The organism is Paenibacillus montanisoli, from assembly GCF_003268025.1.
Classification (GTDB): Bacteria; Bacillota; Bacilli; order Paenibacillales; family Paenibacillaceae; genus Paenibacillus_Z; species Paenibacillus_Z montanisoli.
Map to the genome: position 1 here is coordinate 487,849 of NZ_QLUW01000001.1, position 24,846 is coordinate 512,694.

The following is a 24,846-nucleotide window of genomic DNA, read 5'->3' on the forward strand; positions in this document are numbered from 1 at the left end:
GCGTAAAGCCGATATGACTAATAACCATCATTTCACGCAGAATCCGCCGCAGCGGTTCATCGATTTGAACTGCGATTTCGGCGAGGGCTACGGCGCTTATACGTTCGGCCAAGATGCTGCGCTGCTTGCTCATGTGACCTCCGTCAATATCGCCTGCGGCTTACATGCCGGAGATCCTCATACGATGCGCAAAGCGGTCGAGATGGCGGCCTCCGCGGGGGCGGCAATCGGCGCGCACCCCGGCCTGCCGGACCGGCTCGGCTTCGGCAGGCGCGAAATGGCGGTCAGCGCCGAAGAGGTCTTCGACTTGACGCTCTATCAAATCGGCGCTCTGGACGCATTCGCGCGGGCAGCGGGCAGCAGCCTTCGCCACGTGAAGCCGCACGGAGCGCTCTATCATATGGCCGGCAGAAGCGCGGAGCTGGCCGATGCGTTCGTACGTGCGGTCAAAGCGTTTCACCCTTCGCTTATGATCTACGGGCAGTGGGCAAGCGAGCTTCTGAACGCGGCGGACCGGCACGGACTGCGCAAGGTGTCCGAAGTTTTCGCGGACCGTTCCTATCAAACGGACGGCCATTTAACGCCCCGCCACCTGCCGGGGGCGACGCTATCCTCTTCGGAGGAGGCGCTGCGCCAGACGATCGGCATGGTCGCTAGAGGTACGGTTCGGACAATCGGAGGCGCGGATATCGCGATTCAGGGAGACACCGTTTGTCTCCACGGCGACGGACCGCGGGCAGCGGAATTCGCCGCGGCGCTGCGCGAAGGTCTGGAAGCGGCGGGAATCGGCGTAAGGCCTCCGCAGTAACAACGGCTTTCTTTTCTTGAAGGGGGACTTCCAGGCATCATGTCGATAAACAGGGCGGAAAAAAAGACGATTTGGACGGTGCTTGCCGCCATCATCGGCTTTCTCTTTATGAGGGGATTTCATAGCGAGCTGTATTGGACGGTTCAGAAAGACATCTATCTCTTTATTCATTCCGGCATGGAGTTTATCGGCTTTGCAATAAGCTTCACCATGCTGGTATTGGGTTGGCTGTTCTTCGCGAAAACGTTATCGAAGCATCGGCTCTATACGGCTGCCTTGTTCGGCGCAGTCGGCTTACTTGACTTGCTGCACGGTCTCACGGCAGAAGGAATGCCCTTCTACCGGCCTGTCGGAGAAACGACGATATCCTCCCTGTTCGCGATGACGGCCCAGCTAGCCGGCTCTGTCGGTTTGTTTCTGATATTCAGCAAGAAGGACGCGCCGATTGGTACGAGCAAGAGGCTGCCGGCTGTAGCCGTGTCACTGGGGTTCACGTCGATAACCGCTGTTCTTTACTATGCTTTAACCGGCTTGCCGGCTGTTGCCGCGCTGACAGGCGCTTCGCTTGACTTGCTGGAAGTGCTCGTTCGGATCGTCATTCTGCTTTCGTACATGGGCGCGATCGGCATGGTGCTTTTCCTTAACCGCAATGAGCGCCCTCAGGCGCTTCTCACGATTATTCAAGCGCTGGTCTTATTCCTGGTTGCCAATGTGCAGTTCATGCTCGGCTCGGGCATGCAAGACAGCGATATGCTTATCGGGCATTTGTATAGGCTGGCCGGTTACTATTTTCTCATGAAGGGGATTTATTACGTTACCCTTGAAGAGCCGTTCAAGCAGCAGAAGCGCACGGAAGCGCGCATCAATTACTTGGCTTACCACGATGAGCTGACCGGCCTGTCCAATCGGCGGCTGCTGCAGGAGCAGCTGGATGCAGAGCTGCAACGGGCCCGGCTCAGCAGCAGCCGGCTCGCGGTGTTCCTGCTCGATATCGACCGGTTCAAGACGTTCAACGACGCGCTTGGCCATTCCTTCGGCGATCAGATGCTGCAGGCGGTTTCGGAGCGGCTGCGTCTGGCCGCCGGCAAGCCGAACCATGTGTTCCGGATGGGCGGCGACGAATTCGTTGTCTTGTTGCCGGGAATAAGAGAGTCGGAGAAGGAGCGCGTTGAAGCGAAAGCGAAGGCGTTGATGGGGCTGTTCGATGCGCCATTCGTGCTTGGCGAGGCGGAGTATCATATTACGATCAGTCTCGGCATCTCCTTCTTTCCTCAGGATGGGGATAGCGTAGAAGTATTGCTAAAGAACGCCGACACCGCCATGTACAATGCCAAAATGCACCGCAATGAGTATTCCAGCTACGAACCGGAAATGAACCGGAAATCGCATGACCGGCTGCGCCTTGAAAGCGATTTGCGGCGGGCGATCGAACAGGAGCAGTTTACGCTCGCGTATCAGCCGCTGATCAACCTCAACACCGGCAAGGTCGTCGGCGTCGAAGCGCTCGTTCGTTGGCATCATCCACAGCGCGGCCTGCTGCCGCCGGGCGACTTTATTCCGCTGACGGAAGAGAACGGCCTGATCCTGCAGCTGGGCGAATGGGTGCTCAAGGCGGCTTGCAAGCAAAACGTCGCTTGGCAAAATGCCGGCCTGCCGCCGATGATGATGTCCGTGAACCTGTCCATGCGGCAATTCAGGCAGCATCAGCTGGCGGAGCGAATCAAGGGGATCCTGGATCAAACAGGCATGCCCCCGAAGTACTTGGAGCTGGAGATTACGGAGAGCATGACGAGCGACGTGGAGTTTGCCAGCGATATGCTCGCCAGCTTGAAGGAGATCGGCGTCCAAATCAGCATCGACGATTTCGGCACGGGCTACAGCTCGCTCATCTCGCTCAAGCGTTTCCCGATCGATAAGCTGAAGATTGACCGCTCGTTTGTGGGCGATCTGACCCAGGGCGGCAGCGATGCGGCCATCGTATCGACCATCACGTCCATGGCCAAAAATTTAAAGCTGAAAGTGACTGCCGAAGGCGTAGAGAACGACGAGCAGATTCAGTTTCTGCGCGAACGAAATTGCGAGGAAGCGCAAGGCTTTTATTTTACGAAGCCGATTCCGGCGAATTTGTTCGAGAACTGGTACAGGCACCGATACCAAATGGCCTAGCGAGAAGAAGGAAAAGGGAAGAGGATGGCATGCAAGAACACTTGACTGCGGTATTCATCTACGGACGCTGCTGCCGGGCCTTAGCAACCATCATGTGGTTGCCGGGTTCATCCAAGCGGCGAAGCCCGGCATCATTCATGGACGGCTCGTCGACTACGGCCCGTATCCCGCTTTGCTGCGCGACGAGGCTGCCGGGAGGAGCGGTTCCGTCGTTCGCGGGTTGTGGATTGCCGTCAACCGGCAAGGTCTTCGCAACATGGATCAGCTGGAGCAATTCTTGGGGATCGAAGAGGATAACGATTACGATCGGATCTGGGTAACCGACATCGCGCAACCGGAGCAAAGCGGGTGGGTGTATGTATGGGATTCGCCGAGAGGCTGCCCGCCGATCGACGAAAGCTATTGGCCGGACTACTATGCCCGCAAGCAGAAGGGGACATAGCTTGCGCTTCAGTCTTTCGCCGGGGGATTCATCATCGTAACATGGACGGGTAAATCGCGCTCAGCAGCCCTGCTGAGCGTTTTTGCATTGTTCATCGTATAGATAATGCCGAAGGCTAACAGCAAGCAAGCCATCGTAAAGACGAGCACGCGCTTGACCTTGTGACTGACGGCCGTTCCGTCATCACGGTGAATGCGTCTATGCCGGATCGACTGCCGCCAAATGAGCAGCGCCGGGGAAGCCAGAACGGCAAGTCCGACTGCGAGCATTTCCTTCCGGTAGGCCATGCCGAGCGGAAAGACCTGGATGGAGGCATACAGGAAAGCCTCGATCACGAGCACTTGGACGGGAACGACGAGCGCGACCTCCGACGCCGCGCGGCGCTTTGTGCGGTTGGCAGTTTCTTCGGGGCTCTTGATCATCAGCTTAGCCAGATCAATCAGACGAGGGAGCGAATAATAGGCGATCGCCGCGGTCGGCAGCAGAATGAGCACGAAGAAGAGCAGCGCGTTATCGAGTACGAACCAGCTCCGGTAAGAATAGGTCGCGATGAGCATGATCAACTTGGCTGCGGCCAGCAGCGTCATCGAGCCGAGTATGGCAAGCGTAAGAACGGCCGTCCGTTTCAGGCTGTTCGTCGTGCGCCGAAAGGCTAAACAGCCGGCTGATAAACCGGCAAACAGCGCAAGCAGCAGCAGGAGCACGGCCATGGACGCGTTTACAACATAAACGGGTACGGACATATTCGAATTCCCCCATTTCCACAGATTGACTAGGTTAAGTTTACAAGGCGGCGCTGCGGATCGTGAACGGGCTGGGGTCCGGTCGAGGACTGGACTTTAGTCGAGCATATGTATGGCAGTTCGATGCTATCCTTTGCGTTTGCGGTATTGCGATGGAGACACGCCGTAATAGGCTGTAAACTGCTTCGTAAAATGATGGATAGAAGAGTAGCCCAGATCCTCTGCGATGGCTGTAATCGACCGATTGCTTTCCCAGAGCGCAGCTGCAGCCTGCTTCATCACCGCACGGCTCCAATAGGCTTTGGGCGAGAGACCGGCCGTTTGCTTGAAGAGGGTGTGAAACCTGGTCTTCTGCAATCCGCTCTGCGCGAGCCAGTCCCTGTAATTCGAACCGGCATGGGCTTCCCGGTCGATCCGCTGCATGATCATTCTCATGCGGTAGTCACTTTGCCAGCTCTCTCCGGCGATTTGCGCCAGCTCCAGAATCAGTGCTTTAAGCAAGCTGTGAGCAACGGAATCCCCGTAGTCTCGCTGCTGTTGGTGCTGTTTGACGATATGGGCAAATAGCTCCGTCAGGAAAGCGTGATGCTGCAAGGGAAAAATATGCGGTAGCGAATCCACTACATCGTTTGCCTGAACGGGGGTCAGCAGCTCGGGCGTAAAATCCGATAAATGCCAATACAGGTGATGCTCCGTAGGCAGCGGCTGATCGCTCCATAGCTCAAAATAGAGATTGTAGGTCGCAAGCCGGCTCTCATGATCCGTATAAAAGGAATGCATCAGCTGAGGCGGCAAAAAGATCAAATCGCCCTTTTTCAACGCGGTTACTTCGCCATTGATAATAATTTTGCCTTTTCCGCCTTCAACCAGATGAAGCGCGTAGCAGTACCCATAGCGGCTGACTTCGAATGGGTTCCGTTCGTATGGAAACAAGTAATGGTGTCCTACACGGATAAATGGCTGCATGTCGTTTAGTTGCCGCTTCGCCGCGCCATTCAAGATCCTTCACCCCCGCTAAGCATGTCCGGTACTACTATATCTATTGTATCATGAAGATTGCCACTCCTGAACTATACTTAGTTCAACGAAAAAAGCTCAAGTCTCTGAATAGAGCCTTGAGCTTTTGTTCTATGCGTCAAAATTACAGGTCGCCCCAGTTCAGGTTGGACGATTTACTGTAGTTGGTTACTTTCTGCTCGAAGAAATCCGTTTTCATGCCGTTCATATTGCTGAAGCTTTCTACCCATTTCATAGGATGCTCGATGATCTCCGGATAGAGGATATCGAGATTCAGCTTGCGCAAGCGCTCGTTGGAAAGGAATTTAATGTACTGCTCGATAATTTCATCCGTAAGGCCGGGAATTTGATTATTCGTAATGTATTGTCCCCATTCAATCTCGTGCTCTACGGCAGTCTTCATCATTTGACGCAGCTCTTCGACCAACACCGGCGTAAACAGCTCCGGATTTTCCTTGCGCACTTCGCGGAAAATGCCTTGGAAAAGCGCCAGGTGAGTCAATTCATCGCGCTGGATATATTTGATCTCGGATACGGTACCGAGCATTTTGCCCTGACGGCCGAGCGCGTAGAAGAAGCTGAAGCCGCTGTAGAAGTAGATGCCTTCCAGGATGTAGTTGGCCATGATCGTCTTGATCAAGTTTTGCGACGATGGGTTGGCAATGAAGTTCTCGTAGAGGTCGGTAATGAACCGGTTCCGCTTCAAGAGGTTTTTGTCTTCACGCCACAGGTTATAAATTTGGTCGCGCACTTCCGGCGAAACGACGCTGTCCAGAATATAAGAGTAAGATTGGCTGTGCACCGCTTCTTGGAACGTGTGCACCGTTAGGCACAGGTTAACCTCGGGAGCCGTAATATATTCGTTAACGTTCGGCAGATTTGCCGTTTGCAGCGAATCCAGAAAAATCAAGAAGCTAATAATTTTATCATAGCTGTTGCGCTCGGAAAGCGACAGGTTCTTATAATCTTTGGCATCCTGCGCGAGCGGGATCTCTTCCGGAATCCAGAAGTTATTCATCATGGTCCGGTACATCTTCGTCGCCCAGTCATATTTAACGTTGTTCAGCTCGATCAGATTGGTCGTATTGCCGCCAATCATGCGGCGCTTGCCCCAATCGCGGTCGCCCTCTTCGTTGAATAGTTTTTTCTTTTGCAGATCCATGTTACAGGCTGCCTCCTTCTTACTCCATAAATAAGCTGCAAGAGCTTTTAGACCTTCTCGTTGAAAAAGTGCCCGTAGGGCAGTATGGAGTCGGAAAAGCGTAAGCGGTCGCCTTTGTAGTCGGGTGATAACCTGTAAAGGTATTATCATTCAAAATCACCTGACTACAACAGCGATTGTAGACCCATACTGACCGCAGGGCACGATCATTCAACGAAAAAACGTCTTAAGCGCTGCAGCTTATGCAATCTTCTACTTCAAGGCTCTTGTTCCGGCAGTAGTAAACGGTCTTCAGCCCGTTCTCCCATGCAGCCATGTACAGATCCATAAATTCCTTAGCCGTGTAGTTCGGCGTGATGTACAGGTTGAACGATTGAGCCTGATCGATATGGCGCTGGCGGCGGCCCGCTGCGCGGATGCTCCAGTGCTGATCGATATGGTGCGCTTCCTTGTAGAACCAGAACGTTTCTTCGCTCAGGTTAGGCGCAGTTTGCGGGATGACGGCATTTTTCTTCTCCTCGACGAAGAACTTGTTGAAGATCGGGTCGATGCCGGCCGTCGAGCCTGCGATCAAGGAAGTGGACGCCGTCGGCGCGATCGCGAACATCCAAGCGTTACGAACGCCGTGCTCGGCTACGTCCTTCTTAAGTTTCTGCCAGTGAGGCGCATTGTAACCACGGGAATCGAAATATTCGCCCGTATGCCATTCGCTGCCTTCGAATACGCGGTAAGCGCCTTTTTCTTTGGCGATTTCCATCGATGCTTTGACGGCGCAATAGTTAATCCATTCATACAGCTCGTCGGCGCGGTCCAGGTGCTCCTCGGACTCCCACGCGATGCCATTGAGCGCAAGCCACTGATGATAGCCGCTTGTGCCGAGGCCGACGGCGCGGTATTTCTGGTTCGTAATTTCCGCTTGCGGGATCGGATAGTGGTTCAGGTCGATGACGTTATCCATCATCCGCATTTGGCAAGTGACGACCTCTTCGATTTCCTCTTTCGTTCCGGAACGGCCGAGGTTCAGGGAAGAGAGGTTACATACGACATAGTCGCCGCTCTTCACTTGCGTTGTAATGATGCCGTCCTCATGCGTCGTGGTGACGTATTCGGTCGGGCTCATGTTTTGGCAAATTTCCGTACACAAGTTGGAGCAATAAATGATGCCTTTATGCTTGTTCGGGTTCGCGCGGTTAACGGTATCGCGGTAGAACACGAACGGCGTTCCCGTTTCGAAGGAGCTTGCGAGAATCTTCTTCATGATCTCGATCGCCGGCACTTCCTCGCGGGATAGGGAAGGATTGTTCACGCACTCTTCGTAGCGGCGTTCCCACTCTTCGCCCCAAGCATCCTCAAGGGACCAGCCCATGTAACTGCGAACCTCGTGCGGATCGAACAGGTACCACGATTCGCGCTCTTGCGCCTTGCGCATGAACAGGTCCGGAATGCAGACGCCAGGGAAGATGTCGTGCGCCTTCATGCGGTCGTCGCCGTTGTTCGTTTTCAGATTCAGGAAGTCGAAGATGTCCTTGTGCCATACGTCGAGGTAAACCGCGACCGCGCCGGAACGAACGCCGAGCTGGTCAACGGCGACCGCCGTATTGTTGTAGTTCTTGATCCAAGGCACGACGCCGCCGGCAACGCCCTTGTATCCGCGGATGTTGGAGCCGCGGCTGCGCACTTTGCCGATGTAGATGCCCATGCCGCCGCCGAATTTGGATACTTGCGCGAAGCTTTGGTCAACGTTGTAAATCCCCCACAGGTTGTCGGGTACGGTGTCGATGAAACAGCTGGAAAGCTGGTGGAATGGCTTGCGCGCATTGGCCAGCGTAGGCGTCGCAACCGTCATTTGAAGGCGGCTCAGCACGTCGTAGAACTTTTTCGCCCAAGCCAGCTTGTCATTCTCCTTCATTGCCAGGTGCATGGCCACGCCCATGAACAGCTCCTGCGGAAGCTCCAGTACGTCGCCGTTGAAGCTCTTGATCAGATAACGGTCAGCCAGTGTCTTCAGTCCGATGTAATTGAACAGGTAGTCGCGTTCAGGCACGATGTAATTGCCGAGCTCGCGGATTTCGTCGCGTGTATAGTGCTCTAGTATGTAGCTGCCGTAGAGCCCTTTGTCTGTCAAATACGTGATGAGAGAGTAGAAGTCCCCGTAGCCGAAGTAGCCGTATTTGCGGTTGATTGCAGATTCTTTATAGAGATCGTACACAAGAAGCTTGGCTGCAACGTACTGCCAGTTCGGCTGTTCGATGCTCGTTTTTTCGACCGCAACTTGAATGAGTGTACGCTGAATTTCTTTAGTAGTAATGTTATTGCGGAAATAAGGAAGCAATGCGGTTTCAAGCTCAAGCGGGTCGCAGTCGCTGTAGCCGACACACGAGAAATCAATGACTTTCTTAAGCTTGGAAAAGATAAGTTCTTCTTTCTGACCGTTCCTCTTAATGATATCCACGAGAAGAGCCCACTCCTTGTCGAAGGATGTCGTCTGACAACCCTTAATACACAATATGTTGTTATTGCTTTTCTAAATTACACCAATATATAGTGTCTGTCAAGTTATACTATTCGACAGCCGGGTATGCCGTACCATGCATTTTTCTGGTATGAAAAGCCTATGAAAACTTGCTGCTGCGGCATTTTTTTGGGGTAGATCGAAACCTCTTATATATATCGGCAGAAGATAGGAAAAAGTGAGTAACCATAATTGCGGAAACTTATTATAGCACTATATGTAGTAACCGTGTGGTGACAATAATAGGGATATTGCAGGCATCGGGCGCGCCTCATTGCATGTTCAAACAACGTTTGGAATTTTTATTGGTGTTGGGCCATTAGCTTTAGTACACTTAGGCTACAATCGTTCTATTTTCATTATTTAAAGAGAGGACGTGACGATATCCCATCATGATCCGTCGCAAAAGAACCAGCCCAACTTCCATCATACAAGCTGCCCTCCTCTGCATGTGGATGTGCCTCTTGCTTATCGGTGTGCCGGCAGGGGTATCCGCGCATGCGGAGCTCGAACGCTCCGTGCCGGAAGCAAACACCAAATACGAACAAAGCCCGAAGGCCGTAGAGTTGACCTTTAATGAAGCGATCGAGACCGAGGTAGGCTCCATCGAGGTGCTCGATTCCAAATCGCGGCCCGTATCGAACGCGTCGCCGCAGGTGAGCGAAGATCAGTACTCGTTAACGTTGCCGCTTCCTTCGCTCGGCGTTGGCGTCTATACCGTTTCATATTCCGTCGTATCCGCGGACGGCCATCCGGTCAGCGGTTCTTTCGTATTTATAGTAGGAAATCCGCCCGAGGGCGTGGATGCCGCTACTTTTGATCCGCACAAAGAGCTTGGCCACGCGGGGCACAGCGTCTCCACCCAGCTGACGACGAACCAATTCATTATTTACGCCGTCCGCATCGTCTACTATGGTGCGCTGCTATGGGCGGCGGGATTGATGCTGTGGCCGATGTTGACGCGGGGACGCGGACATGCGCTGCCGGGCATCCAGCAGAAATGGGAGCGGACGGCGCTCCGTACGCTGCTCATCGTCACGCTGGTGTATATATTCGTTCATGCGCGGCAGATTTTGTCGGGCTATCCGAGTGAAGAATACAACAGATTGTTCCTGCAAACGACTATCGGGCGGGAATGGATAGCTATGATTGCGCTTATCGCGGCAGGTTTCCTCGTGCTTCGGTTTCATGCGGTTTGGAAGATGGCGTGGGCGCTGCTCGTGCTGGCTGTCGAGAGCTGGAGCGGCCACGCGGCGGTATACTCGCCTAAGAGCGCATCCGTTATGTTTGATTTCGTCCATTTGTCGGCCGGCGCCGTATGGGCAGGAGGGCTGATGCTGCTTCTCGCGCTATGGCGGGCAGACCGCAAGGAAGCCGGAAGGTTCGCCGTCTTGTTCTCTCGAGCGGCCTTGCTGTCCCTTGCGCTGCTCATTTTATCCGGTCTCGGATTAACGTTCTTGTTCCTGCCTTCGCTAGAATACTTGTCTTATACAGCGTGGGGGACGATTTTGATTGTGAAGACAGCCTTCGTGCTGCTTGTTCTTGTTGTCGGCGGCATTCTTCATATACGCGTAAGAAAAGGAGATCTTCCGACCGGTGCGCTGCTTCGCGCGGATGCGGCATTAATGGCGCTGATCATTGCCGCTGCGGCGCTGTTTACCTATATTAGTCCGCTGCCAGCGAACGAACCGGTTACCTATCATAAAATGGGCGATACGATGCATCTGTCGCTGCGCGTAACGCCGAACAAGCCGGGCGACAATCAATTTATCGTCAAGGTGTGGCTGCCGGAGGCGGTGGGAGCGCCGAAATCGGTGAAGCTGCGCTTGTATTCGCTGGACCGGAAGGAGCTTGGTCCGATCCAGGTGCCGATCGAAACATACGAGGATAAAGAAATTACCTCTTTCGACGGCTATGTAAAAGCGGCTTTCATGACGGAGGGGCCGTTCATTCCGTTTGCCGGCAGATGGCAGGCCGAGATTCGCGTCATGGATAAAGAGGATAACGAGCAAGTCGAAAAAGTTGAATTCCGGAACTACTAAGATGGACGAACACGCGCAAGAGGAGAGGAATCGGCACTATGGCCTATAAAAGGATCAAATGGTTGATTTTATGGACGCCGACCATAACGATTGCGCTGTGGGAGTACTTGCGGCATGCGCTGCTGCTGCCGTACATTTCGATGGACCTTGGCAATGCGCTCGCGCCGGTGATCGTCATGACCGTGACGGCAACGCTGCTAATCAAGCTGTTTCGGATGCTTGAGGCAACGAATGAATCGCTGCAGCAGGCCAAGGCGGCGCGAGCCGCGTACCTGGAACGGGAACAGCTTGCCCGAGAGCTCCACGACGGCATCTCGCAGTCGCTTTTCCTGCTCTCGGTGAAGCTCGATAAGCTGGAGCAGGCCAAGAACAACGAAGCGGTGCTGGAGACCGCGCAGCAGCTGCGCCGCACTGTGCGGCATGTCTATGAGGACGTGCGGCAGTCGATCGCTTCGCTGCGAAGCGAGCCTTCCAAGACCGATGTGCAGTGGATGCAGGCGGTGCGGGAAATGGCGGAGGAGCTGGAGCGCGGTGGGCTTGCCGTACAGCTGGATTGGCGGCTGACAGACGGCAGGCTGACCGGCAAAGAGAAGGTCGAGCTGCTCGCGATCGTCCGCGAGGCGATGCTGAACGTGCGGAAGCATGCGAACGCATCGCAGCTGAGCGTGCTGGCCGAAGAAACGGATGATGCCGGTTTCCGCTGCACGGTCACGGATGACGGAACCGGCGCGGAGCCTGCGCAGCTGACGGCGAAAGGACGCTACGGCATCCGCATGATGCGGGATCGGGCCAAGTCGATGGGCTGGCAGCTGCATGTGAGGCAAGGCGAAGGCAGTGACGGGCATGCGGTTGGAACAGTCGTAGAGGTGACGAAGGAGGCGGAGCGCTGAGATGAGCGGCAAACGAATATCGGTGCTGATTGCCGACGATCACCCGCACGGACGGGAAGGGATGCGCGACATTTTGGGCGGCGACGCTGATTTTCATATTGTAGGCGAAGCGGCAAACGGCGAGCAGGCGGTCATGCTTGCAGCCGAGCTTGTTCCGGATTTGGTGCTCATGGATATCAATATGCCAGTCATGAACGGCATGGAAGCGACGCAGCGAATCAAGACGATCGATCCGAGAATCAAAATCGTGATGGTTACCGTGTCGGATGACATTACCGATTTGTTCGAGGCGATTAAGCGCGGCGCGCAGGGGTATTTGCTGAAGAACCTATCGCCTTCGGCATGGGTTGAATATTTGCGCGCCGTGGCCGTGGACGAGGCCCCGCTGTCCAAAGAGCTGGCGTTCCGCATGCTCCAGGAGTTTAACGGCGGAAGCGCCGGGACGGGATCGGGGGCTGGAGGGCGTGCGCAGGCTTCTGCTGCCGGCTCTGCAGGTGTGCATGCGGCACTGACGCAGCGAGAGAGGGAGGTGCTGGAGCGGGTGGCGTCCGGCGGCTCAAATCGCCTGATTGCCGAGAGCTTCGGCATATCCGAGCATACGGTCAAAAACCATTTGAAAAACATTTTGCAGAAGCTTCATCTTGAGAACCGGGTGCAGCTTGCGCGCTATGCGCTGGAGAAGGGGCTTGTGAAGGAGACCTGACACATAATTGTAACAGGGGCATAGCCCGATCGAGTCATGGCGGAACGTTTGAACTAGGCTATACTGCTTCTATACGATCAGAGGCAGGAGGAAGATGATGATGAAACGATCGAAGAAATGGTCCGTGCTCGGCATATCGCTGTTGTCCATGGTTCTGTTTGCAGGCATCGCCAGCGCGCATGTAACGGTACTGCCGAAGCAAGCGGCTCAGAACAGCAATGAGGTGTTCACCGTACGCGTTCCGAGCGAGAAAGAGAATGCGACGACGAAGAGCATCAAGGTGAAGATTCCGGACGGAGTGAAAGTCAGCCGCGTCGAGCCAAAGGCTGGCTGGAAGCATGAACTTGAGACCAATGCGGAAACGAAGGCGATCGTCTCGGTCACATGGACGGCGGAAGGCGAAGGCTTGGCGAAAACGGAATTTACCGAATTCCGTCTTTCGGGCAAGATATCGGCTGACGCGAAGCAGCTCGTTTGGAAAGCTTACCAGACGTACAGCGACAACTCGCTCGTGGAATGGGTCGGCGGCGATGGAGCCGACTATCCGGCAGCGGTGACGACCGTCACCGCGGGGACAGGCGAAAGCGACGGGCATGGCGGCGGCAGCAGCGGTTCCGCGGGCACGGCACCGGATACCGGTACGGCTTCGGGTTCGGAAGGCAGCGGTGACGCGGCGCCGGAAACACCGGTATCGAACAGCGGCGGCGATTCCTCGGCGGGAACGCCGGAGCCGGCAGCATCGGCGGATAACAGCGCGACAGCTCAGGAGAGCGCCCCTGTGACCGCAGCCGACGCCGGCTCGAAATCGGATACGCTGAGCCGCACGCTGTCGATCGCGGCTTTAGCGCTCGCGGCTTCCGCGTTCGTCATTTCGGTCTCGCGCAAGAAGCGCTAATTGGATGTGCCGGCTCGAAGCTGTGCGTAAGCACGCCTTCGGGCCGGTCTTTTTTTATGGCATAGCAGCTGGTGTCCCACAGGCAAGGCGGTTTTGGGCTATAGAGAGGTAACGGTTACCGTACATTTAGCAGAGAGCGGCGGATTAGAGGTGAAGAGGGGTAACTGTTACCGTACATTTAGCGGGGATCGGCGGATTCGAAGTGAAGAGAGGTAACGGTTACCGTACATTTAGCGGGAAACGGCGGTTTCGAGGTGAAGAGAGGTAATGGTTGCCTCTAATCAGCAGAGTAACAATATCCCTCGTAGCAACACATCAACGGAGAAGCGGCAGTTTGGGCGAAAGAGGAGCTCTGGAAGCGTCACATTGGCGAGAACTCGGCGGAAGAAGCGAAAGAGGAGCTCTGGAAGCATCACATTGACGAGAAATCGGCGGAAGAAGCGAAAGAGGAGCACTGGAAGCGTCACATTGGCGAGAAATCGGCGGAAGAAGCGAAAAGAGGAGCTCTGGAAGCATCACATTGGCGAGAAATCGGCGGAAGAAGCGAAAAGAGGAGCTCTGGAAGCATCACATTGGCGAGAAATCGGCGGAAGAAGCGAAAGAGGAGCTCTGGAAGCATCACATTGGCGAACATTGGCGGAAGAAGCGAAAGAGGAGCTCTGGAAGCATCACATTGGCGAGAAATCAGCGGAAGAAGCGAAAAGAGGAGCTTTGGAAGCTTCTCATTGGCGAGAACTCGGCGGAAGAAGCGAAAGAGGAGCTCTGGAAGCATCACATTGGCGAGAAATCGGCGGAAGAAGCGAAAGAGGAGCACTGGAAGCGTCACATTGGCGAGAAATCGGCGGAAGAAGCGAAAGAGGAGCTCTGGAAGCATCACATTGGCGAGAAATCAGCGGAAGAAGCGAAAAGAGGAGCTTTGGAAGCGTCGCGAAGTCGGGACGGAGCTCGGCTGGGCAATCCGCCCTTGCGAAACAGGTTGAAAACTTTGTATAATATACGTTATATACGTAATGCGATGAGGAAGAAGAGTACGCAGTGCTTTCTTGACAGGGAGAAGACGCCACGGATTGAGAGCGTCTTTAGGAAATCAGGCTGCCGAAGTTCGCTTCCGAGCAGACTCTTGAAGGGGGACGGCAATTCGGCTGTTCAGGGGTAGAGAGTTCCGGCTTCCGGCCGATATCCGGGTTTGAGGAATGGCCAGCGTCTGCATAGACCGGCATTCGAATTAGGGTGGTAACACGGTTCTTTCGTCCCTTAGGGGAGGAGGAGCCGTTTTTTATTTGTTCAAAAGAAGGAGCTGGATGGAATGAAAGAGCGTTTGGAAGCATTGCGGGTCGAGGCGCTGCAGGAGCTGCAGCAGGTAGACAGTCCGCAGCAATTGAATGATCTTCGTGTCAAGTACTTAGGGAAGAAAGGCGCGCTGACGGAAATTCTCCGCGGCATGGGCAGTTTAAGCGCCGAAGAGCGTCCGGTCATCGGCCAAGTCGGCAACGAAGTGCGCGCCGCGATCGAGGAAGTCATCGAAACGAAGCAGGCAGCGTTCCAGCAGGCCGAAACGGCAAACCGCCTCCGCGCGGAAACGATCGACGTCACGCTGCCTGGCAAGAAGCAAGCGCCCGGCGCGGTACACCCGCTCAATAAGGTAGCTCAGGAAATCGAGGATGTGTTTATCGGCCTCGGCTATACGATCGCGGAAGGTCCTGAAGTCGAGTCCGACTTCTATAACTTCGAAGCGCTGAACCTGCCGAAGGATCACCCTGCGCGCGATATGCAGGATTCGTTCTACGTGACGGACGACATCCTGATGCGTACGCACACGTCGCCGGTACAGGTGCGCACGATGAAGGCGATGAACGGCAAAACGCCGGTCAAAGTCATTTGCCCGGGTAAAGTATACCGCCGCGACGATGACGACGCGACGCATTCGTTCCAATTTAACCAAATCGAAGGCCTCGTCATCGGACCGAACATCCGCATGAGCGACCTTAAAGGCACGCTGCTTCAATTCGTGCAGTTGATGTTCGGCAAGCAAACGGAAATCCGCCTGCGCCCGAGCTTCTTCCCGTTCACGGAGCCGAGCGCCGAGGTTGACGTGACATGCGTGCAATGCGGAGGACACGGCTGCCGGATGTGCAAGCACACGGGCTGGCTGGAAATTCTCGGCTGCGGCATGGTGCACCCGCGCGTGCTGGAGATGGGCGGCTACGACCCGAACGAAGTCAGCGGCTTCGCGTTCGGCATGGGCGTAGAGCGTATCGCGCTGCTGAAATACGGCATTGACGACATCCGTCATTTTTATACGAACGATCTGCGCTTCCTGAGCCAGTTTGTCCGAATGTGAGAAGGAGGCTATTACGATGAACGTATCTTATAAATGGTTGAGTGACTATATCGAACTGAACGGCTACACCGGCGAACAGCTGGCTGAGCTAATGACAAGCGGAGGCATCGAGATCGATGTCGTCGAATCCCGCAATAAAGGCGTGACGGGCGTCGTCGTCGGTCATGTGCTTACGCGCGAAAAGCATCCGGATGCCGATAAGCTTAGCGTCTGCACCGTTGACGTCGGCGGCCCGGAAGTGCTGCAAATCGTCTGCGGCGCGAAGAACGTAGCGGCGGGACAACGGGTTCCGGTTGCGACGATCGGCTCGGTGCTGCCGGGGGATTTTGCCATTAAGCGGGCAAAATTGCGCGGCGTGGAATCCCAGGGCATGATCTGTTCCGCGAAGGAATTGGGCTTGAACGACAAGCTGCTGCCGAAAGAGCAGCAGGAAGGCATTCTCGTGCTGCCGGAAGGTACGCCGGTCGGCGCTTCCATTCTGGATGTGCTGTGCATCGACGACGAAGTGCTGGAGCTGGATCTGACGCCGAACCGCTCGGACTGCCTCAGCATGCTCGGCGTTGCGTATGAAGTCGGCGCATTGACGGGCCGCAGCGTGAAACTGCCGGACAACCGCGTGAACGACTCGGCAGAGCAAGCTTCCGCGCATGTTTCCGTTCGCATCGAAGCGAAGGAGCAATGCTTGCATTACACGGCTCGCTACATCAAAGGCGTACAAATCGGGCCTTCTCCGCAATGGATGCAAAACCGCCTGATGGCGGCAGGCATTCGTCCGATCAACAACGTCGTAGATATTACGAACTACGTCATGCTCGAATACGGCCAGCCGCTGCATGCGTTCGACGCGGATAAAGTGGAAGGCGGACGCATCGTCGTGCGTTTGGCTAACGATGGAGAAGTGCTTCAGACGCTTGACGGCCAGGAGCGCAAGCTGGAGCCGCATATGCTGCTTATCACGAATGGCAAGGAACCGCTTGGTCTTGCGGGCGTCATGGGCGGAGCGAGTTCGGAAGTTACCGATTCGACGGTTAACATTTTGTTGGAATCGGCTCGCTTCGACGGCGGAACCATCCGCAAAACGTCGCGTCAGCTCGGCCTGCGCTCGGAATCGAGCGTCCGCTTCGAGAAAGGCGTCGACCCTGCGCGCGTCGTGCCTGCGCTTGACCGCGCTGCGGCACTAATGGCGGAATATGCTAGCGGCCACGTGCTTGACGGCATTGTCGAAGAGCTGGCAGAGCAGCCGAAGGCGGCGGTCGTCAACGTAACGATCGAGAAAATTAACCGCTACCTAGGTACGGAGCTGTCGAAGCTTGAAATCGAAACGATTTTCGGCCGGCTGCAATTCCCGTTTGAATTGTCCGCTGACGGGGTATTTACAGTAAGGGTACCGTCGAGACGCGGTGACATGACCCGCGATGTCGATCTCATCGAAGAAGTCGCGCGTTTGCATGGCTATGACAACATTCCTACGACGCCGATCGAAGGCGCAACGACGCCTGGCGCCTTGACGAAGCCGCAGGCGATCCGCCGCGAGCTGCGCAAGCGGCTGACGGACGCCGGACTTCATGAGGTCATCAGTTATTCCTTCACCCACCCGGACCGGACGAAACTGTTCCCGGCGCTCGCTGGCGCGGAGCTGTACCCGGTGCGTTTGGCGCTCCCGATGAGCGAGGACCGCAGCGTGCTTCGTACCAGCTTGCTGCCGCAATTGCTGGAAACAGCCGTATACAACCGCAACCGCAAAAACGACGACGTAGCCATCTTCGAGATCGGCAGCGTGTTCCATACCGACGAAGCGGCGCTGACTCGTCTGCCTCGTGAGAAGCACCGTTTAGCGGTGCTGCTTACCGGCAACCGCAATCGGGCGGAGTGGAATCGTAAAGCGGAAGCGTATGATTTCTACGATTTGAAAGGCATTGCGGAAACGCTTGTTGAAGTGCTCGGCGTCAGCGGCTCGATCCGTTACGAAGCGGCGCAGCCGGAGCATATGCATCCGGGCCGCACGGCGGCGATTGTTTTGCGCGGCGAACGCGGCGATGAAACGATCGGCTATTTGGGCCAATTGCACCCAACGACGCAGCTGGACCACGATCTTGCCGATACGTACGTGCTCGAAATCGAGCTGGCGCCGCTCTATGACGACGCTGATTTCGACATCGTGTACAAGTCGCTTCCTCGCTATCCGGCGATGGAGCGCGACATCGCGGTCGTACTTAACCGCGAGGTTGAAGCAGGTAAGCTGATCGCCTCCGTCGAAGAGACTGCCGGCGAGCTGCTGGAGTCGGTTCGCGTCTTTGATATCTACACCGGCGAGAAGCTTGGCGCCGAGAAGAAGAGCGTCGCGCTCTCCCTCGTATACCGCCATGCTGAGCGCACGTTGACGGATGAAGAAGTAACCGAGCTGCACGGCAAGGTTGTAACAAAATTGGAACAATCTTTTGCAGCGGAATTGCGTAAGTAGGCAGGAGTTGCCCTTTGCCGCATCGAAATAGTTCCTTGCGAACAAAATCGGTGCGGCTTTATTCTATTTTTACTTGGTGGAATGGAATGGAAGAGCTTGAATCAACAGGGCCTGCCTGAAATGCTGGAAGTGGAAGAAGGCAACGATTGTCGCATTGAACTCATTTTTCACCCTTGAATCTATAGGAGGACATGCCCTCATGAACGCTGCCGATCGGACACGTGTAACGGTTGATATATATGGAAACCAATTTAAACTAACAGGACATAACAACCCGGAATATATCAAGCGCATCGCTGCGCTCGTGGATGAGAATATGAATAAGCTGGCGAAGGGGTATCCAAGGCTGGATATGCCGAAAATCGCTATGCTGGCCGCAGTACATATGGCAGAAGACGTATTCAGATATCGCATGGAAAACGAGCGGATGCACGAAACCGAGGAGCGCCGCCGGGCGGCCGTTGCGGAGCTGGAGCAGGCAAGGCTGATCGTGGAGAAGCTGTATGAGCAGCTTGAGGCGGAGCGGGATAGTGCGGAGGCAGCGCTGAAGGCCGAGCGGGCGAATGCGCAGGCGAAGTTAGCGGCGGAACGGGCGAGCGCGGAAGAGCTGCTGTTGGCGGAGATCGCGAGCGCGGAGGCGGCGCTTGCGGCGGAGCGGGCGAAAGCGGAGGCGACGCTTGCAGCGGAGCGAGCGGATGCGGATGCAGCGCTGGCAGCGGAGCGAGCGAAAGCAGAGGCGGCGCTGGCAACGGAGCGGGCGAGCGCGGAGGCGGCGCTGGCAGCGGAGCGGGCGAGCGGGGAAGCGGCGCTTGCAGCGGAGCGGGCGAGCGCGGAGGCGACGCTTGCAGCGGAGATTGCGAGCGCGGAGGCGGCGCTTGCAGCGGAGATTGCGAGCGCGGAGGCGACGCTTGAAGCCGCGCTTGCGAGCGCGGAGGCGACGCTTGCGGCGGAGCGGGCGAATGCGGAAGAAACGCTGGAGGTGGAGCGGGAAGCCGCTCGCGAGGAGCTGGAGCAAACATGCGCGCTGCTGCAAGGGCGCATGGAGCAAGCGTTGAACGCTGCGGCGGCGAAGCTTGCAAGCGAGCAGGAGGCTGCGCGCAATGAACTTGCGCGTGTAAGAGCGGAGCTGGAGCGTGAGCATGAGGCGACGCGCGCGGAGCTGGCACGCGAGCAGACCGAGCGCGGGAACGAGCAGGAAGCTGCGCGCATGGAGCTAGCGCATGTGCAAGCGGAGCGCGAAAGCGAGCAGGAAGCTGCGCGCAATGAGCTGGCGCGTGTGAGAGCGGAGCTTACGGCGCAGCTGGAGCATGAGCAGGAGGCCGCGCTTGCGGAGCTGTTGAACGAGCAAGCGGAGCGCGAAAGCGAGCGCGAAGCCGCGCGGGCAGAGCTGGCGAGCGTACAAGCAGCCCGCGAAAGCGAGCAAGCAGCCGCGCTGGCACAGCTTGAACGCGTGGAAGCAGACCACGTTGCGGAGCTCGACCTTGAACGCGAGGAAGCGCAGCAAGAGCTGGACCGAGTAAGAGCGGAGCTAGAAGCGCACTTTGCGCGTGAGCGTGAAGCCGCTAGTGAGGAGCTTGCAAGCGTACAGGCCGCACGCGAAAGCGAGAAAGCAGCTGCGCTGGAACAGCTTGAGCGTGTGGAGGCAAACCATGTAGCAGAGCTCGAGCTCGAACGCGAGATCGCGGAGGTAGAGCTTGCGCGTGCAAAAGCGGAGCTTGAGGGGGAGCTTGAGCGCGAGCGCGAAGCAGCACGCGAGGAGCTGTCGACCGTCCACGCCGCGCGCGAAAGCGATCTAACAGCGTCTCGGACACAGTTGAATCAAGTGAAAGCGGACCATTCGGCCGAGCTTGAACTCGAGCGCGAGATCGCGCAGCAAGAGCTGGCGCGAGTAAAAGAGGAGCTAGTGGCGCAGTTTGAGCGTGAACGTGAAGCGGCACGCGCAGAGCTGGCACGAGTACAAATCGCTCACGAAAACGAGAAGGCAGCGTCGCTGGCACTGCTAGAGCAAGTGAACGCGGACCACGTGGCGGAGCTCGAGCTTGAGCGTGAAGCGGCACGTGAGGAGCTGGCAAGCGTACAAGCCGTGCACGAAAGCGAGAAGACAGCATCGCTGGCACTGCTAGAGCAATTGAATGCCGACCACGCGGCTGAGCTCGAGCTTGAGCGCGAGGCCGGGCAGCAAGAGCTGGCGCGGGTGCGGTCGGAGCTTACGGATAAGCTTGAAAGCGTGCAGGAAGCTTCGAGGGCAGAGCTTGCGAACGCTAAGAACGAGCTTGAGCGGGTGTGGGTGGAGCTTACCGCCGAGCGGGAGAGCGAGCAAGCGGCTTCCCAAGCGGAGCTGGAACGCGTGCGCGGAGAGCTTACAGCGGAGCTTGTGCGCGTGCAGGAAGCATCCAGCCGCGAGCATGCAGAGCTGCAGGAGATGCGGGACCTCGAGCAGGAAGAGGCTAGCCGGGAGGCTGCACGGCTGCAAGCGCAGCTGGAGCAGGCGATTCAAGAAGCCGAGGCTAAGCTGGCTGCTGAGCGCGAAAGCGCCCAAGCGCTGCTGGCTCAAGAGCGCGAAATCGCCGAGGCAAGACTTGCCGGCGAGCGCATGAGCGCTCAATCGCACCTGTCCCAAACGCGCGAAGCGGCGGAAGCGGTGCTTGCAAGCGAACGCGAGGCTGCTGCGGCAGAATTGGCGCAGCTGCGCAAGTCACATCAAGCGGAGCTAGAAGAGCTGCAGCTGACGCTAGAGCTGGAGTTGGAGGCGCAGTCGCTAGCCGCGATTACGGCACGCGAAGAGCTGGAGCGCACGAAATTCACGCTGGAGACGCAGCTGGAGCAGGCCCGCAAATCTGCACAGGTGGAACTGGAGCGGGAACGCGAGCTTACGGCGCTCGAAATGAAGCAGCTTCTCGAGCTGCATCAGGAGGAGCTGCAGAAGGAGCGGGAGCTGCAGGAAGCAACCGCGGCTGCGGCAGCCGAGCGGCTGGAGGAGACGAAAGCGGAGCTGCAGTCCCGCATCGAGCAGATGCGTGCCGCGGCCGAGGCAGAAGTGGAAAGCATCCGCCAAGCTGCGCGCGAGCGAATGGAACGGGTACGCAGCGAAGCCGAGCAATCGGTGGCTCAGGCAGAAGCGGCAGCCGAAGAGAAGCTGGCGCTGCAAAGCCAATCCGCACGCGAAGAGCTGGCAACCGCGCAAGCGGAAGCCGCTGCTTTGCTGGAGCAGGAGAGAGCGAGCGCCGCGGCCGTGCTGGAGCAAGAGCGGGCAACCGCGCAATTGCTGTTGGAGCAGGCGCTGCAAGAGGGAGAAGAGGAAGCTGCATCCGTTGCAGCTAAGTATAAGCATGAGCTTGAAGCAAGCCGCACGGAGGCGGAAAGCCGCTACCGGCAGCTAGTGGAGGAACAAGCGAGTCGCGAGGCGGCCTGGCAGCAAGAGCTCGACGCAAGCCGCACGGAGGCGGAAAGCCGCTACCGGCAGCTCGCAGATGAACAAGAAGGTCGCGAGGCGGCCTGGCAGCAAGAGCTTGACGAAAGCCGCACGGAGGCGGCAAGCCGCTACCGGCAGCTCGTGGAGGAACAAGCTAGTCGCGAGGCGGCCTGGCAGCAAGAGCTCGACGCAAGCCGCACGGAGGCGGAAAGCCGCTACCGGCAGCTCGCAGAGGAACAAACGAGTCGCGAGGCGGCCTGGCAGCAAGAGCTTGAAGCAAGCCGCACGGAGGCTGAAAGCCGTTACCGGCAGCTCGGAGAGCAACAAGCTGACCGCGAGTCAGCTTGGCAGCAAGAACGCGAGCAGCTTGCCGCTCAGCTTACCGACATGCAGGCGGAGCTTCGAGCCATGCGGGATCAGCTTACGGCTGAGCAGGAAAAGGCGGAGCTGCTCGAGCTGGAAGCGATGGAGCAGGACGAGCAGCTGCGCGCTAAGATCGAACGGCTGGAGCAGGAACTGCGCGTGCATGAAAGCCGTGCCGAGCAGGCGGAGCATTGGCTTGCCGAACGGCAGCGAGAGGAAGACAGCCGCAGCGCGGCGCTTGAACGTCAGCAAGAGCAGCTGGAGGAGCTGCGGAGCCAGCTGAAGGAGGCTCTGCAAGCCAGTGAAGCGCGTCAGCAAGAGAAGCGTGAGCAGTACGAGCAGCTGGAAATGCTGCGGAGCCAGCTGAAGGAGGCTCTGCAAGCCAGCGAAGCGCGTCAGCGCGAGCAGCAGGAGCTGCGTGAAAGCTTGCTGAGCGAGGCGAAGCAGCTTGAAGAGCGGAATGCGCAGCTTGCAGAACGGCTCCAAGCGGCGGAAGACCGCGCGGCCGATCTGATGCGCGAAGCGCGCCAGCAAATGGCCGAGGTCGAGCGCATTGCGGATGAATCGGCGTTGCAGCTAAGAGAGCAATCACAAGTCGCTGAAGCGGAGATTACGCTTGCGAAGCAGCAAGCAGCAGCTCATGCGGAAGCGGAGGCTGGCTTGCTGGAGCAGCTGCTGCTCAGCGAGGAGGAAGCCGAGAAAGCGAAGGCGCAAGCGCAGCGAATCAGCTTAAGGCTGCAGGAGCTGGAAGCGGTGCAAGCGGCATCCGGACAAGCGGATCAGGAGCTGCGCGCCTCGCACGATCAGCTTCAACTCGAGCACGACAAGCTGAAGAACGAATATTCAAAGCTTCAAAATGAGTATAACGAGTGGATCGAGCTGCTGGAAAATCAAAGCTATCCCCTCCCATAAAAAAAGGGCTATGCTGCAACGCGGGTTCGATTGAACCTCGCGGTGCGTCATAGTCCTTTTCCTTGTATTAGTAAGCCACGATGGATCCTGTCGTACCGCCAACAGGCAAAGCGGCAAGCCGAACGAGATCGGCCGTCACTTGATGGGGATCTTTGCCCGTTGCGTGCATTTCCGAACGAATGGTTCCCGGATTAAAGGCATTCACGAGAATCCCGTGTTCTTGTTCCTCGTCAGCGGTCGTCCGCGTGAGCGATTCCAAGCCCGCCTTCGAGGCGCTATAGGCTGCATAGCCGCCGGCTCCGTTCAAAGCGAGACCCGATGTAATATTAATGATCCGGCCGTAGCGTTCATTGCGCATGACAGGCAATACGGCGTTGGTCATCAAGAATGGCCCCGTCAGGTTATTGCTTATTTGCCTTGCCCACTCGCCGGCCGTCAGCTCTATGACCCGTCCTGGCTCGAGCGTCGCCGCATTATTAACCAAAATATCAACCGTGCCGAAGACCTCGATGGCCTGGCCAACAGCAGCCTCTACAGCTGCCGGATCGGAAATGTCGCAAACCATGATGAGCGGCTTGCTGCCCGAGCCGGTTTGCTCGACTAGAGCTGCCGTCTCCTCAAGCTTTCCTAGGCGGCGGCCCAGCAGCACGACATTCGCTCCTTCACGGGCAAAATCAATCGCAGCCGCCCGGCCAAGTCCTGTCCCCGCTCCTGTTATTATGGCAACCCGTCCTTGCAGCATTCCGTTACTCATGTTGTCCACCCTCTCCATTATCCGTTGCCAACATAGTAGCAAACAAGTGGACAAGGTGGGAATAGGCGCATTATAAGTCTTTCTTATACAATACTGTAGGTAAAACGCATATAGGCCGCAATGCTGGCAAAAAATTAAGCTTCATTAGTATTCCTGATGGATCGCATTATTAATCGCAATAAGAAAAAACCCGTTTAGCCATGACTAAACGGGTTCTTCTTTGAACGTTTCTATTCGACGACGATCTTGCCAATCATCTTGGAATGGCCGGAGCCGCATAGAATGTCGCAGTGAAATTCGTATTCACCGGCATCATTAATAGTAACAACCTTCGGTTTACCGCTGTTAACCGTCAGATCGAGATCCGGCACTTCAATGTTGTGAACGCCATCCTCGTTCTCAAGCGTAATTTGCGTCGGTTCGCCTTTCTTGATCTTGTATACCGGTTGGTCGAACTCGTAACGCTTTGCTTTTATGACGATATTTGCGGATGCCGCCGTACCGGTTTCTTCAACCCCAGAGCCTGCATTTGTATTGTCGGAAGCCTTCGAGCCGCATGCGGCTAACATGAGCATGGCTGCAGCAATCAAAAGAGACATGAGCAAATACTTTTTCACTAGAGAATCGCTCCTTAAATAAAGTGATGACTTCTCTAGTATAGCGTTACCGCAGCCAAATTGCTGTGACGAACTGTTGAATGCTTTTGCCGCTTTCGCCGATTAATGCTCTCGTCCAGCCTCATATGGCGTGCTGACCGGGATAAACAGGTCGATGATCCCGATGACAAGGGCTGCCAAAATCGCACCTAGCCATGTTACGGATACGCCGCCAACGATGAATTGGGCGACCCAGATGACAAGCGCGCTCGCCAGAAAACCGACAATGCCGCGTCCGAAAGGCGACACGCGTTTGCCGAAGATCCCTTCGACAATCCAACCCAGCGCAGCGATGACAAGGGCAAGGAACAACGCGCTCCAGAAGCCTCCGACGCTAAACTGTGGCACAATATAACCGACAATCATTAACACGATCGCTGAAACAATGAATCTGACCACGTGACCCAGGAAATGCATAGTGGAAAAACCTCCTACTAAAGTTTTTTGACAAAAGCCTCCTGACCACACTTAGGCGCGAGAAGCGCATGGATCAAAAGCATTGGCCAGTTTTCGGAGAAGCAGATGCTCCTCGTGTACATGTAGTGTTTCCTGTTTTCCACGCACCAT

18 protein-coding genes are annotated in these 24,846 nt (G+C 56.5%); 11 read left to right on the forward strand and 7 right to left on the reverse strand.

Annotated features, from left to right (window positions below; all coding sequences use genetic code 11):
* Positions 1–13: 13 nt before the first annotated feature.
* The 3 genes from DL346_RS02245 to DL346_RS02255 all read left to right on the forward strand — a co-directional run bounded on the left by DL346_RS02245 (position 14) and on the right by DL346_RS02255 (position 3,416).
* Positions 14–808: a LamB/YcsF family protein gene (locus DL346_RS02245; protein WP_112881735.1), complete on the forward strand. Its 795-nt coding sequence runs from the start codon at positions 14–16 to the stop codon at positions 806–808.
* Between the two features lie 39 nt (positions 809–847).
* Entirely contained in the window at positions 848–2,974 is a 2,127-nt protein-coding gene (locus DL346_RS02250) for a putative bifunctional diguanylate cyclase/phosphodiesterase (RefSeq protein WP_112880460.1), read from the forward strand.
* Between the two features lie 94 nt (positions 2,975–3,068).
* Complete coding sequence (locus tag DL346_RS02255; protein WP_240632997.1) at positions 3,069–3,416, forward strand: gamma-glutamylcyclotransferase family protein; 348 nt, start codon at positions 3,069–3,071, stop codon at positions 3,414–3,416.
* 8 nt (positions 3,417–3,424) lie between these two features.
* Here DL346_RS02255 and DL346_RS02260 read toward each other — a convergent pair whose 3' ends face one another.
* From DL346_RS02260 to DL346_RS02275, 4 genes are all read right to left on the reverse strand, one after another.
* A complete protein-coding gene (locus tag DL346_RS02260; protein WP_112880462.1) occupies positions 3,425–4,159 on the reverse strand; it encodes a PH domain-containing protein in 735 nt (244 codons plus the stop codon).
* Between the two features lie 126 nt (positions 4,160–4,285).
* On the reverse strand, positions 4,286–5,158 hold the full coding sequence (locus tag DL346_RS02265) for an AraC family transcriptional regulator (protein WP_112880463.1): 873 nt from the start codon (positions 5,156–5,158) through the stop codon (positions 4,286–4,288).
* Positions 5,159–5,300: 142 nt separating this feature from the next.
* Complete coding sequence (locus tag DL346_RS02270; RefSeq protein WP_112880464.1) at positions 5,301–6,338, reverse strand: ribonucleotide-diphosphate reductase subunit beta; 1,038 nt, start codon at positions 6,336–6,338, stop codon at positions 5,301–5,303.
* A gap of 226 nt (positions 6,339–6,564) precedes the next feature.
* Positions 6,565–8,790 (reverse strand): ribonucleoside-diphosphate reductase subunit alpha, encoded by a 2,226-nt coding sequence (locus DL346_RS02275; RefSeq protein ID WP_112880465.1) that lies wholly within the window; start codon positions 8,788–8,790, stop codon positions 6,565–6,567.
* Positions 8,791–9,305: 515 nt separating this feature from the next.
* Between DL346_RS02275 and DL346_RS02280 the strand changes: the two genes are divergently transcribed.
* The 8 genes from DL346_RS02280 to DL346_RS02315 all read left to right on the forward strand — a co-directional run bounded on the left by DL346_RS02280 (position 9,306) and on the right by DL346_RS02315 (position 22,869).
* Positions 9,306–10,892 (forward strand): copper resistance CopC/CopD family protein, encoded by a 1,587-nt coding sequence (locus DL346_RS02280; protein ID WP_240633089.1) that lies wholly within the window; start codon positions 9,306–9,308, stop codon positions 10,890–10,892.
* 38 nt (positions 10,893–10,930) lie between these two features.
* Complete coding sequence (locus tag DL346_RS02285; RefSeq protein ID WP_112880466.1) at positions 10,931–11,782, forward strand: sensor histidine kinase; 852 nt, start codon at positions 10,931–10,933, stop codon at positions 11,780–11,782.
* Position 11,783: 1 nt separating this feature from the next.
* The gene (locus DL346_RS02290; RefSeq protein WP_112880467.1) at positions 11,784–12,485 is read left to right on the forward strand and encodes a response regulator; all 702 of its coding nucleotides are present in this window, start codon (positions 11,784–11,786) and stop codon (positions 12,483–12,485) included.
* Between the two features lie 100 nt (positions 12,486–12,585).
* Positions 12,586–13,380, forward strand: coding sequence for a YcnI family copper-binding membrane protein (locus DL346_RS02295; protein ID WP_240632998.1), 795 nt, complete (start codon positions 12,586–12,588; stop codon positions 13,378–13,380).
* A gap of 520 nt (positions 13,381–13,900) precedes the next feature.
* Positions 13,901–14,536 carry a hypothetical protein gene (locus DL346_RS02300; RefSeq protein ID WP_112880469.1) on the forward strand — a complete coding sequence of 212 codons (636 nt, stop codon included), beginning with the start codon at positions 13,901–13,903 and terminating at the stop codon, positions 14,534–14,536.
* A gap of 150 nt (positions 14,537–14,686) precedes the next feature.
* A complete protein-coding gene (gene pheS / locus DL346_RS02305; RefSeq protein WP_112880470.1) occupies positions 14,687–15,721 on the forward strand; it encodes a phenylalanine--tRNA ligase subunit alpha in 1,035 nt (344 codons plus the stop codon).
* Between the two features lie 16 nt (positions 15,722–15,737).
* Positions 15,738–18,182, forward strand: coding sequence for a phenylalanine--tRNA ligase subunit beta (gene pheT, locus DL346_RS02310; RefSeq protein WP_112880471.1), 2,445 nt, complete (start codon positions 15,738–15,740; stop codon positions 18,180–18,182).
* A 199-nt stretch (positions 18,183–18,381) separates the two neighbouring features.
* Positions 18,382–22,869, forward strand: a complete 4,488-nt coding sequence (locus tag DL346_RS02315; RefSeq protein WP_112880472.1) for a hypothetical protein — start codon at positions 18,382–18,384, stop codon at positions 22,867–22,869.
* Positions 22,870–22,936: 67 nt separating this feature from the next.
* Here DL346_RS02315 and DL346_RS02320 read toward each other — a convergent pair whose 3' ends face one another.
* The 3 genes from DL346_RS02320 to DL346_RS02330 form a co-directional block, all read right to left on the reverse strand.
* Positions 22,937–23,623 (reverse strand): SDR family NAD(P)-dependent oxidoreductase, encoded by a 687-nt coding sequence (locus DL346_RS02320; RefSeq protein ID WP_240632999.1) that lies wholly within the window; start codon positions 23,621–23,623, stop codon positions 22,937–22,939.
* Positions 23,624–23,853: 230 nt separating this feature from the next.
* The gene (locus DL346_RS02325; RefSeq protein WP_112880473.1) at positions 23,854–24,240 is read right to left on the reverse strand and encodes a cupredoxin domain-containing protein; all 387 of its coding nucleotides are present in this window, start codon (positions 24,238–24,240) and stop codon (positions 23,854–23,856) included.
* A 102-nt stretch (positions 24,241–24,342) separates the two neighbouring features.
* On the reverse strand, positions 24,343–24,696 hold the full coding sequence (locus DL346_RS02330) for a phage holin family protein (protein WP_112880474.1): 354 nt from the start codon (positions 24,694–24,696) through the stop codon (positions 24,343–24,345).
* Between the last annotated feature and the right edge of the window lie 150 nt (positions 24,697–24,846).

What these genes read in the sequence shown, in the direction of transcription:
- DL346_RS02245 (WP_112881735.1), top strand. Translation starts at nt 14, where the DNA reads ATGACTAATAACCATCATTTCACGCAGAATCCGCCGCAGCGGTTCATC.
- DL346_RS02250 (WP_112880460.1), top strand. Translation starts at nt 848, where the DNA reads ATGTCGATAAACAGGGCGGAAAAAAAGACGATTTGGACGGTGCTTGCC.
- DL346_RS02260 (WP_112880462.1), bottom strand. Translation starts at nt 4,159, where the DNA reads ATGTCCGTACCCGTTTATGTTGTAAACGCGTCCATGGCCGTGCTCCTG.
- DL346_RS02270 (WP_112880464.1), bottom strand. Translation starts at nt 6,338, where the DNA reads ATGGATCTGCAAAAGAAAAAACTATTCAACGAAGAGGGCGACCGCGAT.
- DL346_RS02280 (WP_240633089.1), top strand. Translation starts at nt 9,306, where the DNA reads ATGTGCCTCTTGCTTATCGGTGTGCCGGCAGGGGTATCCGCGCATGCG.
- DL346_RS02285 (WP_112880466.1), top strand. Translation starts at nt 10,931, where the DNA reads ATGGCCTATAAAAGGATCAAATGGTTGATTTTATGGACGCCGACCATA.
- DL346_RS02290 (WP_112880467.1), top strand. Translation starts at nt 11,784, where the DNA reads ATGAGCGGCAAACGAATATCGGTGCTGATTGCCGACGATCACCCGCAC.
- DL346_RS02295 (WP_240632998.1), top strand. Translation starts at nt 12,586, where the DNA reads ATGAAACGATCGAAGAAATGGTCCGTGCTCGGCATATCGCTGTTGTCC.
- pheS (WP_112880470.1), top strand. Translation starts at nt 14,687, where the DNA reads ATGAAAGAGCGTTTGGAAGCATTGCGGGTCGAGGCGCTGCAGGAGCTG.
- pheT (WP_112880471.1), top strand. Translation starts at nt 15,738, where the DNA reads ATGAACGTATCTTATAAATGGTTGAGTGACTATATCGAACTGAACGGC.
- DL346_RS02315 (WP_112880472.1), top strand. Translation starts at nt 18,382, where the DNA reads ATGAACGCTGCCGATCGGACACGTGTAACGGTTGATATATATGGAAAC.
- DL346_RS02320 (WP_240632999.1), bottom strand. Translation starts at nt 23,623, where the DNA reads ATGAGTAACGGAATGCTGCAAGGACGGGTTGCCATAATAACAGGAGCG.
- DL346_RS02330 (WP_112880474.1), bottom strand. Translation starts at nt 24,696, where the DNA reads ATGCATTTCCTGGGTCACGTGGTCAGATTCATTGTTTCAGCGATCGTG.